This window comes from Micromonospora xinjiangensis (assembly GCF_056150165.1).
Genome location: NZ_JAXCFO010000004.1, coordinates 92,723 through 104,635, shown reverse-complemented (window position 1 = coordinate 104,635; position 11,913 = coordinate 92,723). Strand labels below are relative to the sequence as shown.

Here is an 11,913-nt window from a genome sequence, read left to right as displayed (position 1 = left end):
TCCCTTCCGCGCCCGCCGCCCCGGGCGTCCTGGCCGGGACCGGCCGGCGCCGCCCCCTCATGACCCGGCACCGACCAGCGCGCGCGTGCGCTCCGCCAGCTCGTCGAAGCCGATCCCGTCGAAGCCGGCGATGCTGCTCGCCAGCCGGTTGCGCAGCGGGGCGACCCACCGGGCGGGCAGCCCGGACGCGCCGCCGAGCGCGCCGGTGACCGCCCCGACGGTCGCGCCGTTCGAGTCGGTGTCCCAGCCGCCGCTGACCACCGCGCAGATCGACCGCTCCAGGTCACCCCGCCCGTACGCGAGCGCGGCGGCCACCAGGGCGGCGTTGTTGCGCACGTGCACCCAGTGCAGGTGGCCGTGCCGCGCGTACAGCTCGTCGACCACGCCCTCCCAGTCGGTGGCGCCGTCGCCGAGCGCCCGCGCCTCCCGCACCGCGACCGCGAAGCGGCTGCGGGGCGGGAGCACCGCCTCGGCGGCGTCGAGCACCTCGTCCACGGTGGCCGCGACAGGTGCGGCGGCGGCGAGGGCGGCCGCCCACAGCGCGCCGTGCGTGCCGCCGCGCACGTGGCTGACCGTGGCGTCCCGGAACGCCAGTTCCGCGGCGCGGTCCGGCCGGCCCGGGTTGACCCAGCCGTACACGTCGGTGCGGATCTGCGCGCCGATCCACTCCCGGAACGGGTTGTGCCGGCGGGCGCTCCGCGGTGGCGCGAACCCGAGTAGCAGGTTGCGGTACGCCACCCGCTCGGCGGTGAACACCCGACCGCCGGGCAGCCAGTCCAGCCAGGACTGCGCCACGTCGGCGCTGGTGAAATCCCGCCCGTGGGTCTCCAGCACCCGCAGCGCCAGCAGCGGGTAGTTCAGGTCGTCGTCCTCGGGCATGCCGTCGATGTTCTCGGCGAGGCTGGTCGGGGCGCTGCGCCGGTTCCACGGCCAGCGGGCCGCCACGTCGGCCGGCAGCCCCTTCGCGGTGAACCAGTCGGCGAGCGGCCAGCGGCCCGTCGCGGTCAGGATCTCCCGGATGCCCTCCCGGGGGATCTTCTCCACCGGCTTGCCGAGCAGGCAGCCGGCGGCCCGGCCGAGCCAGGCGCCGTGCAGCCGGTCGTAGGTCACGTCGGTCGGCAGCGACCAGCTCTGCGGCCAGGTCGCCCGGATGGCGGCGAGGTCGTCCGGCTCGTCGGCGGCGGCGACGGCCGGCAGCGCGTCGGCGGCGTCCAGCAGCTCGACGGCGAGGGCCCGCAGGTGCGGTGCGGCCGGGGTCGGCGAGGCGCCGCTGACCGGCGGGGTGAGGTCCCCGCCGGCCGCGGCCCACCGCTGCGCCAGGGCGGTGACGTCCCGCCCCTCGTCCCGGCTCGCCGCCAGCTCGTGCGGCAGCAGATCCTCCGGCTGCACCCAGGTGATCCTCACCGGGCCGGCTCCCCCTCGCCGGCCTGCCCCGCGAGGCCGGCGGACGTCTCGGGCGCCCGGGGCGGGCCGGCGGGCTGCCCCGGGCCGCCGGCCAGCCCGGCGAACCGCTCGGCCCGCCGGGTGAAGCGGGCGCGGTCGCGCTCGAAGACCTCACCGGCCACCGCGGCGAGCACCCGGCCGGGCTCGACGAGGTCGGTCCGGGAGGCGGTGGCGACGGTCTCGGCCCACTCGGCCGGCACCGCCCCGGGACCGCCCAGGGCACCGGCGATCGCGCCGGCCATGGTCGCGGTGGAGTCGGCGTCCCGGCCGTAGTTCACGGCGCCGAGCACCGCGGGGCGGTACTCGCCGCCGGCCACCACGAGCATGCCGATGGCCACCGGCAGCTCCTCGATGGCGTGCAGCCGGCTCGGCCGCCGCGCGCCCAGGCCGGGGCTGCGGTACTCCTCCCCGACCGTGTCGTACGGGGCCACGGCGGCGCGCAGCGCCGGGATCGCGGCCTTCCAGTCGTGGTGCGCCCGGGCCTCCTTCACCACCGCGTCGATGGCCGCCCGGGTGCCGTCGCGGGCCAGGTCGAGCGCCGCGGTGACGACGTCCTCGACGGTCGCGCCGGGGGTGGCCGCCGCGGCGACCGCGGCGGCGAACACCGCCGCGGCCTCCCGCCCGTAGCTGTGCTGGTGCGCCCCGGCGATCTCCACCGCCTCGGCGTACGCCCCGGCCGGATCGCCGGCGTTGACGATGCCGACCGGGGCCATGTACATGGCCGCGCCGCAGTTGACGATGTTGCCCACCCCGGCCTCGCGCGGGTCCGCGTGCGCGTGGTGCAGGCGGGTGACCAGCCACCGCTCCGCGGCCGCGAGACGGTGGAAGGTCACCCCCTCCCGCTCCAGGTCCGGGATGTAGACCACCCGCTCGATCAGGTCGGGGACCAGGAGCTCCACCACGTCGTACGCGTCGAGGTGGTCGCGCTTGGCCGCGTAGGCGCGGACCAGGGCGTGGGTCATCAACGTGTCGTCGGTGATGTGTCCGTCGCCCTTGTGGTACGGCGCGAGCGGCCGCGCGGTGGCCCAGTCGGCGTGGTACGGGGGCACGATGCCCTCGACCCAGCCGCCGAACCGCGCGCGGATCTGCTCCGGTAGGGCCGTCTCGGTCGCGCCTCCGAGAGCGTCGCCGACGGCCGCGCCGACCAGGCATCCGACCGATGTGTCGAGCAAGAGTGACATTGTCTTACCTCAGAACCTGCTTGCCACCGTCGACCAGCTGCGTGGCGAGCTGGTCCAGGGTGATCTTGTTGGCGAAGTACTGCTGGAGGGCCGGGGTGGCGTACTTGGTCTTCCACTCCGGGTAGCCGTCGGCCATCTGGAACGGGGCGACGGTCAGGTCGGCGGCGCTGTCGGCGGCGACGTCCCAGCCCTGCTTGCCACCGGTGAGCTTCACCAGCTCCTCGTTGGCCTGCTTGCCGGTCGGCACCAGCCAGTCGCCCTTGGCCAGCGCGGCCATGTTGGTCGGGTTGAGGAAGTACTCGAGGAACTGCGCGGCCTGCTTCTTGTGCGCGGAGTCCTCGGAGATGGACAGCGTCTGCGGGTTGGCCGCCTGCTTGCTGGACAGCCCCTTGACCGGCGGGAGGGTGACCCACTCGAAGTCGGCGGGCGCCTGCTCGACCATCTGCTGGCGCAGCGACACCGAGCCGGGCAGCATCGCGTACTTGCCGCCGAAGAAGCCGGGCAGGGTGTCCGCGCCGCTCATGCCGAGCGCCTCCGGGGAGGCGGACTTCGTGCCGTAGATCATGTCGTGGATCCGCCTGGGGATCTCCTTCTCCGCGTCGCCGACCTTCACCTCGGTGCGGCCGCCGTCGTCGTAGAAGAACTTGCCGTCGAAGTTGAGCGCCAGGTTCAGCACCCGGTTGGTCGGCGACTTGAGCGCCCAGGCCACGCCGTACTGGCCGGGCTTGGTGAGCTTCTGCGCGTTGGCCTGGAACTCGTCCCAGGTCCAGCCGCCGTCGGCCGGCGGCACCGCGATGCCGGCGGCGTCGAGCAGCTTCTTGTTGGCGATGACGACCTGGGACTCCAGCAGGAACGGCACGCCGGTGACCTTGTCGTCGTAGGTGACGGTGTCCCAGACGCCCTGGTCGATCTGGCCCTTCAGGTCGTCGGAGAGCAGCCCGGAGAGGTCGGCAAGGTAGCCCTGCTTGCTGAACTCGCCGATGGCGGACGCCTCGTAGTGGACGATGTCCGGCGCGTCGCCGCCCTCGAACGAGGTCAGCAGCTGGTCGTGGACGGAGTTCCAGTCACCCTGGACGTACTCGACCTGGATGTCGGGGTGCTCGGCGTTCCACTTGGCGACCAGGTCCTTGTTGGCCTGCAGCGACTCCTTCTGCCAGGCGAGGCTGAGGAAGCGCAGCTTGACCGGGCCGGATGTGGCCTCGTCGTCGCCGCCGTCACCGCACGCGGCGAGGGCGCCGAGGCCGACGACCGCGACCGCGGCGGCCGCGGCGAGTCGACGGAACCGGGTAGTGCGGAGCATGGGGGTGTACCTCCTTGGTGGTGGTGGGGGACGGATCAGCCCTTGACCGCGCCGGCGAGCGACCCGGACGAGAGCCGGCGTTGCATGAACGCGAAGAAGATCAGGCTGGGTAGCGTGGCCAGCAGCGAACCGGCGGCGAGGGGCCCGAGCCGCGCCGTGCCCTCGATGCCGACGAACCGGGCCAGCGCGACCGGCAGGGTGGCCAGCTCGGGCGTCTTGATGAGCACCAGGGCGAAGAAGAACTCGTTCCACGCCGAGATGAAGGAGAACAGCGCCGTCGCCACGAGGCCGGGAGCGAGTAGCGGGAAGACCACCCGGCGCAGGATCTGCGGCCGGGTCGCGCCGTCGACGGAGGCGGCTTCCTCCAGGTCGCGCGGGATGTTGCGGACGAAGCCCTGCAGCATCCAGAGCGCGAACGGCAGCGCCCAGACCACGTAGATCAGCACCAGCCCGGCGTGCGTGTTGGCCAGCCCGACCTGCCGCAGCACCAGGAAGATCGGGATGATCAGCAGCACGAACGGGAACAGCTGGGACAGCAGCACCCAGCCCAGCGCCGCGGTGCCGAGCTTCGAGCGGAACCGGGCCAGCGCGTACGCCGCCGGCATGGCGACCAGCACGGTCAGCACCGCCGAGGCGAGCGAGACCTGGAGGCTGTTAAGCGCGGCGCGCCCCAGCTCCTGCTCGGTGAAGGCCTGGACGAAGTTCTGCACCGTCGGGTTGCTGGGGATCAGGGTCGGGTGCAGCTGCACCAGCTCCCGCGGCGGCTTGAACGCCGTCGAGAGGAGCCAGACCAACGGGAACCCGAGGAAGACCAGGTAGCCGGCGAGGGCCAGGTACTGCATGACCCGGCCGGTGCGGCTCGGTTTGCCGATCATTGCCGTCCTCCGATCGGGGCTGCGGGGCGGGCGGGCTCACTCCACACGCTGGTCACGACTAGTTCGCCTCCCTCAGTCGGCGGCGGAGGTAGACGGCGAGCAGCACCACGATGATCACGACCATGGCGTTGCCGAGGGCCGCCGCGTAGCCGTAGTTGCCGTAGCGGAACGCCTCCTCGTACGCGAAGAGCATCGGCAGCATCGTCTTGCCGCCCGGCCCGCCCGCGGTGAGCACGTAGACCAGGCCGAACGAGTTGAAGTTCCAGATGAAGTCCAGCGACGTGATGGCGACGATGACCGGCGCCAGCGCGGGCAGCGTCACGTGCCGGAACCGGTGCCAGCTGCTGGCGCCGTCGACGGCGGCCGCCTCGTGCAGCTCGCGGCCGACGCCCTGCAGGCCGGCGAGCAGGACGACGGTCGTCTGCGGCATGCCGGCCCAGACCCCGACGATGATGACGGCGGGCAGCGCGGTGCTGAAGTCACCGAGCCAGTTGGCCCGCAGGCCGTCGGCGCCGATGCGGTGGAAGAACTCGTTGAGCAGGCCGGCGTCCGGGTGGTAGACGAGCTTCCAGAGGATGCCGACCACGACGGGCGGCATCGCCCACGGCACCACCGCGAGCACCCGCGCCACTCCCCGGAACCGCAGCTGCTGGTTGAGCAGCAGGGCGAGCCCGAGGGCGAGCAGGAACTGGAGCACGGTCACGCCGAACGCCCAGAACAGACCGATCTTGAAGGAGTTCCAGAACAGCTCGTCGCCGAGGAGCTGGCGGTAGTTCTCCAGGCCGGTGAAGGTGACCTCGACGTTGCGTCCGGCGCGGGCGTCGGTGAAGCCGAGGTACATGCCGCGCAGCAGCGGGAAGACCGACAGCACCAGGATCGGCAGCAGCGACGGCAGCAACAGCAGGTAGATGGTGGTGCGGTCGGATCGCGACCGGCCCGGACGGTGGGAGCGCCCGCGACGGCCGACGTCCGGACGTTCGGCCAGCGTGGTCATGAGGTCCCCCCTTCACTGGACGGGTGGGAGGGCGCGGGCCGCCCCGACCCGGAGGTCGGGTCGGTCGGCCCGGCAGGCGGGTGGGTGGAGAGGTCGTCCCCGTCCACGTGGGACCGGGGAGACGGGTCGACGGCCGGACGGGGGCCCGGCAGCGGCACGCCGCTGGAGGCGCGGACCGCGAGGCTGGGGGGCACCTGCTCGCGCCGTGGCGGCAGGGCGGGGTCGGCGATGCGTTGCAGGAGCAGTTCCGCGGCGCGCCGCCCCCGCTCGGCCGACCCGAGCGACACGCTGGAGAGCTGGGGAAACATCATCTGGGCCAGTTCCGTGTCGTCCATGCCGACCAGCGCGACGTCGTCGGGCACCCGTCGCCCCGCGGCCAGCAGGGCGTGCAGGGCGCCGACCGCGATCAGGTCGTTCGCGCAGAGGAGCGCGTCCGGCCGGGCCCGGGCGAGCAGCCGCTCGGCGGCGGCGCGGCCGGCCGCGTACTGGAAGTCGCCGACCTCGACCAGCTGCTCGTCGAGGCCGATGCCGTGGCCGGCGAGCGCGGCCCGGAAGCCGGCGTCGCGGGCGGCGCCCGGAACGGTGTCGAGTGGGCCGTTGACGAAGCCGATCCGGCGCCGGCCGGTGGCGAGGAGGTGGTCGACGGCCAGCGCGACGCCGTGCCGGGAGTCGGTCCGGACGTTGTCGACCGGGGCGTCCGCGCCGAGCTGCCCGACCACGACCACCGGGACCGGGCTGTCCACCAGGGCGGCGAGGTGGTCGTCGGTGACCCGGATCGGCGAGATGATCATGCCGTCGACGTAGCGGTTGGCGAGCCGTCGCAGCAGGGCGGTCTCGTTGTCGATGCGCCCGCCCGTGGCGTGCACCAGCAGTTGGCGGCCCGAGGAGGCCACGACGGACTCGATGGCGCGCATCATCGCCACGTACACCGGGTTGCCGATGTCCTCGACGGCGAGCGCCACGAGACCGGTGCGCTGCGACTGCAGGGAGCGGGCGATCGCGTTCGGTACGTAGCCCACCTCGGCCGCCGCGGCGCGCACCTTGCGCACGGTCTCCGGGCTGCCGCCGACGCCGTTGAGGACGCGGGAGGCGGAGGCGATGGAGACGCCGGCGCGGGCGGCCACGGTGTGCACGGTGGGACGACCGTCGGACGGCTCCTGTAAACGTTTACGAGCCACGCCCCGCACCTCCACTCGAATTCCTGTAAACGTTTCCGGGGAGTCTGCGCCGCGCTCCGGCGAGAGGTCAAGGGCTCGTTACGAAAACGTTTCCAACCTCCACCGGGCAGGCAGCCGGCCCGCGAACCCGACGGTCACCGGAGGGCTCACGCGCCGCCCGCTGCCGGCCGATGGACGCGTCGGGACAACGGCACGGGCACGGACCAGCCGGCAGTGGCGCGCCGCCGTCACCGGCCCCGGATGGCCGCCTCGATGCGCAGGCCGAGGCCGGTCAGGACGAGGAGGGCCGCGATGACGTGCGGGTCGGGCCGCGCCACGTCCGCCGAGACGGTGACCAGCGAGGTGAGCAGGCCGGCGACCAGCGCGACGGTGCCGACGAGACGGAGGGTGCCGATCCGCTGCGACCGAATGTCCACCGCCGGACCCTATCCGGGGCGTCGCCGCCGTGGTCGCCCGCGGGCACGCGGTCAGGACTTGCGCTCGCGCTCCTGGGCGAGCCGCTCGTCGAGTCGGCCCAGCTCGTAGATCGCGTTCAGGTTCGTCGGCAGGCGGGTCACGTTGCCGGACGTGTCGTCGGGTCCGGGCGGGACCGCGCCGTCACCGGTCGCCACGGGCGCCGGAGCGGGTGCCGGGGCGGCGGGGGCGGGACGTCGGCGGAAGAGCAGGGCCGCCGCCACGCCCAGGACGCCGATGGCGAGCAGCAGCACGGACCACCGCAGCAGCGGGTCGCTCTGCGCGACGGGGGGCGCGGCGAGCTGGTCACCGGTGGACGGCGCCACGCCGGGAGCGCCGCCGGGCTGCGGCACGACGGTCACCACGACGACGGGGCTACCGTTTCCACCGCGCGGGGTGACCTGCCCCGGGGTGCCCGCGGGGACGCTCGTCGACCCGCTCGGCGCGGTCGTCGCCCCGCTGGGCGGGACCGGCGGCACCGCGGCGGACGGGACGCCCGTTCCGGGTGCGGGCACCGAGGTGGCCGACGGGCTCGGCGTCGGCGGCGCGACGGTCGGGGACGGCGTCGGGGTGCCGCCGCCACCCGCGCCGAGCAGGCCGTCGACGAGACCACCGAGACCGCCGACCAGGCCACCCACGAGGCCCGGGTTGGCCGTCGCGGACGGCGACGGGTCGGGCGCGGGCGCCAGTGCGAGCGTCAGGGCGAGCGCGGCCACGACAGCCATGGGTCACCTCGGAAAGGGGTCGATATGTGAGGCACGGTACCGCACGAGGCCCTCGACCGGGGTGACGCCCACGCCGGAGCGGGAGAGACGGTCGCCTCTCCCGCTCCGGCGTACCGTCCGGTCAGGACGGCAGGCCACCGACCTGGGTGTTGATCCAGGACCGGATCGAGGGCAGGTCGCCGTAGATCGACGGGCCGGTCGCGCAGGTCGAGTTGTTGTTGCCGGCGCGGCTGGTGGCGCCGATCAGGTTCCACACGCCGTTGACCCGCCGCACCTGCGGGCCGCCCGAGTCGCCGTAGCAGGCGCCCGAGTTGCCGTTCGTGTTGTTGGTGCAGATCTCGTACGGGCCGTTGATGCCCAGGCAGCGGCTGTCCGAGACGATCGAGGTGTCCAGTTCGTACGCCACGGTCGGCGCGGACCCGCAGCCCCGGGTCGGGCAGGTCTGGCCCCAGCCGATGATCCGGGTCGCCGTGCCGACCGCGCCCGAGGTGCTCGGGATCGGCGCCGGGGCGTGGCTCACGGAGCTGGCCAGCTGCAACAGCTTGACGTCGATGCTCGGGTGGTTCACCGCCCGCGTCACCCGGACGACCGTGCCACCGCTGGTGCGGTTGGTGCTGCCGACGCGCACCGAGGAGGGGGTCGGGCAGTGCTTGGCGGTGACCGCCCAGTTCGCCTTGATAAGCGAGCCGGTGCAGCCGGAGAGGTAGACGAGGAACGAGTAGTTCTCGCTGGCCGGCCGCCCGCCGACGACGAGCGGGCTCACGTCACCGTCACCGCTCCACGTGTACGTCCGGGCGGCCGTGGACGCGACCAGGGCACCGGCGAAGAGCTGGTTGACCCGAGCCGCCTCGGTCGAGTTGGGGTACGCGTTGGTGCAGGACACCGGGGCGCTGCTGCCGGACATCAGGTCCGCGCAGAGCCCCGTGCGGCGGTCGGGCAGGCCCAGGATGTGGCCGAACTCGTGGGTCGCGATCCGGGTGCGGTGGTAGCCCTGGTTGACCGCGGTGCGGCCCATCCAGATCCGACCGGAGCCGAGGCCGGTCACCTGCGCCCGCGGCCAGCCGTCGTCGACGTGGATGGTGACGCTGGCCGGGGTGCCCGGCAGCAGGCGCACGGTGCTGACCCGGCTGTTCCAGATCTGCGCGGCCTGGTCGAAGTTGGTCCGGAACTCGCCCGTGCGGCTGGCGTCGTAGTAGACGGTCCGTACCGCGGAGGCCCCCGCGCCGGTGGCGACCTGCACCCCGGCCACGGCGAGGACCCCCACCAGCACGGATACCGCCGTGCGCAGCAGCTGTCGTCGGAACATCACGCACTCCCCTGGTTCCTGGGCGGCCACACCGCCACACATCGATGTACGTGAATGTTAGAGGGACGTTCGTCGATGTCCGTCATAACGGATCCGTCATAACGGGCCGGCGCGACCGGGGGCGGCGTGCCGGACGATCGGATCGGAGCAGGCAAGCCCCGGCCGGGCGGACCGCCCCGCTCAGGCCACCGCGCTCCGCACGCCGAGACCGACCAGGATCACACCGGCCAGGCGGTCGAGCACGCGTCGGGCGGCGGGCGTACGCAGCAACGCGGCGGCGGCGCCGGAGAGCACCGTCCACCCGGCCAACCAGCAGGTGTGCAGGGCGGCGTGCCCGGTGGCGAGCAGCAGCATCGGCCCGAGCACCGGCCGGTCCGGGTCGAGGAACTGCGGCGCGAGGGTTAGGTACACGGCGGCGGCCTTGGGGTTCAGCACGTTGCCGAGCAGCCCTTGCAGGTAGGGGTGGCCCACCCGCCACGGCGACCGGGGCAGGCGGTCGCGGGCCGAGGGGGGCGCGGGCGTGACGTCCACCGGTGAAGCCGACCGGCGGCGCCGGTGACGCACCCACCGGGTGCCACCCGGGCGACGGGTGGCGGGCCGGAGCAGCCACAGCCCGAGCCCCACCAGGTACGCGGCGCCGACCAGCTTGACCGCCCAGAACGCGCGGGAGGAGGCGAGCACCAGGGCGGCGAGCCCCACCGCGGCCAGGGTCGCGTGCAGGTAGAGCCCCGTCACCGTGCCCAGGATGACCCACCAGCCCTGCCGCCGCCCGCCCGCGGTGACCCGCGAGACGACCAGGGTCAGGCTCGCCCCGGGCGTCGCGGTGATCGGCGCGACGGCCACGACGAACCCGAGCAGGGCGACACCGTGGACGCTCACCCCACCACCCGGAAGTGGGTCGTGAGCAGCCCCGTGTCGTCGTACACGTGGAACGCGACCCCGGGCGGCTGGGCCTGGGTGGTCAACCGCCCCGGCCCCTCCCAGGGCATTCGCAGGGTCGAGACGACGCCGGGCGCGATGCGCAGCGGGCGGCCGGCGAAGGTGCTCGCCGCCGGGGTGTGGAAGTGGCCGGTCAGCACGGCGACGACCTGCGGGTGGGCGGCGACCAGGTCGGCCAGGGGCTCGGCCGGGAGCAGCCGGGTCGGGTCGATGGCCGGGTGGTGCAGCGCCACCGGCGGATGGTGGAAGGCGATGAACGCGGGGGTGTCGGCCGGCACGGAGGCCAGCTCGGCGGCGAGCCACCCCAGGGTCTCCTCGTCGAGCCGGCCGTCGTCCTCGCCGGGGACGGTGGAGTCGGCGAGGAGGAAGACCGCACCGGCCACGTCGTGCCGGGCGTTGACCGGCCCGGTCGCGCCGGAGTCGTCACCGAGCAGCCCCTTGCGGTACGCGGCGCGCACGTCGTGGTTGCCGGGGCAGAGCAGGACCGGCGTCGGGGAGGCGAGGAGTCTCGCCGCGAGCTCGTACTCCGCCACCTCGCCGTGGTCGGCGATGTCACCGGTCACGAGGATCACGTCGACCGGCCGCGGCAGGCCGTTCAGGTGGTCCATCACCCGGGCGGTCCGCTCGGCCGACCGCGGGTGGCTGTCGAGGTGAGTGTCACTGAGGTGGGCGATGACCAGCACCGGGCCGCTCCCTAATGGTTGTTCGCGTTTCAAGCGTTAGGGACGCTACAGTTGATCTCGCTGCCGGCGCAAGCCGGTTCCCGGAGGGAGGCGAAGCATGGAACAGCACCTCGCGCTGGCCCTGGCCGGCACGATCCGGCACGACGGCAACGGCGGGGTCGCCGACGACCTCGACGACGTCGCCGGCCTGGCGGCGTGGCTGCGCGACCAGACCCGATCGCTGCGGCCGTACGTCGGCGACCTCGACGGCCTCGACACCGCCGACGAGCGCACCCGACGCGACGTCGTGGCGCTGCGCCGCGCGCTCCGCACGCTCTTCGCGGAGGCCGTGCGACCGGGCCCGCCGAGCCGGGCCGACTCCGCGTCCCTCCTCTCCCCCCGGGAGGCCGTCGACCGGCTCAACGAGGCCGCCGCGGCGGTGCCGGTGTCGCCGGTGCTCACCTGGGCGCCCGACACCCCGCCGACACTCGGGTGGCGAGCCGGTGCGGCCGACGCCCGGCTGCGGCTCGTCGCCGGGCTCGCCCGGGCCGTCGTCGAGTTCCTCACCAGCCCGGCTCGCGAACGGCTGCGGGCCTGCCCGGCCCCCCGCTGCGTGCGCTACTTCGTGAAGGACCACCCGCGTCAGGAGTGGTGCAAGCCCTCCTGCGGCAACCGCGCCCGGGTCGCCCGCCACTACCTGCGCCACACCGCCGAGCGTTAGGCGATCCGGCCGGCCCGCTACCCCACGGGCCGCGGTAACCCGGCTGTTACGGCACGGCGAAGCTGCCGTGGCGGTGCCGGTCCACCGTCGACGTCGAGGCCGCGACACCGGCGACGGAGCCGGCGACGGGCGGCCG

The 11,913-nt window shown here is 74.0% G+C and carries 12 protein-coding genes; 1 reads left to right on the top strand and 11 read right to left on the bottom strand.

The annotated features are described in order from the left end of the window. Positions 1-57 precede the first annotated feature (57 nt). The 11 genes from SM573_RS16005 to SM573_RS15955 form a co-directional block, all read right to left on the bottom strand. Complete coding sequence (locus SM573_RS16005) at positions 58-1,404, bottom strand: ADP-ribosylglycohydrolase family protein (protein WP_474616413.1); 1,347 nt, start codon at positions 1,402-1,404, stop codon at positions 58-60. Next, entirely contained in the window at positions 1,401-2,624 is a 1,224-nt protein-coding gene (locus tag SM573_RS16000; protein WP_474610201.1) for an ADP-ribosylglycohydrolase family protein, read from the bottom strand. The genes SM573_RS16005 and SM573_RS16000 overlap by 4 nt, the downstream gene beginning before the upstream one ends. 4 nt (positions 2,625-2,628) lie before the next feature. Beyond that, positions 2,629-3,924, bottom strand: coding sequence for an ABC transporter substrate-binding protein (locus SM573_RS15995; protein WP_474610202.1), 1,296 nt, complete (start codon positions 3,922-3,924; stop codon positions 2,629-2,631). Positions 3,925-3,959: 35 nt separating this feature from the next. Then, a complete protein-coding gene (locus SM573_RS15990; protein ID WP_474616412.1) occupies positions 3,960-4,799 on the bottom strand; it encodes a carbohydrate ABC transporter permease in 840 nt (279 codons plus the stop codon). Positions 4,800-4,857: 58 nt separating this feature from the next. Beyond that, complete coding sequence (locus SM573_RS15985) at positions 4,858-5,793, bottom strand: carbohydrate ABC transporter permease (RefSeq protein ID WP_474610204.1); 936 nt, start codon at positions 5,791-5,793, stop codon at positions 4,858-4,860. Next, complete coding sequence (locus SM573_RS15980) at positions 5,790-6,971, bottom strand: LacI family DNA-binding transcriptional regulator (protein ID WP_474616411.1); 1,182 nt, start codon at positions 6,969-6,971, stop codon at positions 5,790-5,792. The genes SM573_RS15985 and SM573_RS15980 overlap by 4 nt, the downstream gene beginning before the upstream one ends. Before the next feature lie 227 nt (positions 6,972-7,198). Further along, on the bottom strand, positions 7,199-7,387 hold the full coding sequence (locus SM573_RS15975) for a hypothetical protein (protein WP_474610206.1): 189 nt from the start codon (positions 7,385-7,387) through the stop codon (positions 7,199-7,201). Between the two features lie 51 nt (positions 7,388-7,438). Further along, complete coding sequence (locus SM573_RS15970; protein ID WP_474610207.1) at positions 7,439-8,149, bottom strand: hypothetical protein; 711 nt, start codon at positions 8,147-8,149, stop codon at positions 7,439-7,441. 121 nt (positions 8,150-8,270) lie between these two features. Beyond that, positions 8,271-9,455 carry a snapalysin family zinc-dependent metalloprotease gene (locus tag SM573_RS15965; protein WP_474616410.1) on the bottom strand — a complete coding sequence of 395 codons (1,185 nt, stop codon included), beginning with the start codon at positions 9,453-9,455 and terminating at the stop codon, positions 8,271-8,273. Between the two features lie 180 nt (positions 9,456-9,635). Further along, positions 9,636-10,334, bottom strand: coding sequence for a LysE family translocator (locus tag SM573_RS15960; RefSeq protein WP_474616409.1), 699 nt, complete (start codon positions 10,332-10,334; stop codon positions 9,636-9,638). After that, positions 10,331-11,077 (bottom strand): phosphodiesterase, encoded by a 747-nt coding sequence (locus SM573_RS15955; protein WP_474616408.1) that lies wholly within the window; start codon positions 11,075-11,077, stop codon positions 10,331-10,333. The genes SM573_RS15960 and SM573_RS15955 overlap by 4 nt, the downstream gene beginning before the upstream one ends. Positions 11,078-11,174: 97 nt before the next feature. Here SM573_RS15955 and SM573_RS15950 point away from each other — a divergent pair, with 97 nt between their 5' ends. Next, complete coding sequence (locus tag SM573_RS15950) at positions 11,175-11,777, top strand: CGNR zinc finger domain-containing protein (RefSeq protein ID WP_474616407.1); 603 nt, start codon at positions 11,175-11,177, stop codon at positions 11,775-11,777. The last annotated feature ends 136 nt before the right edge of the window (positions 11,778-11,913 follow it).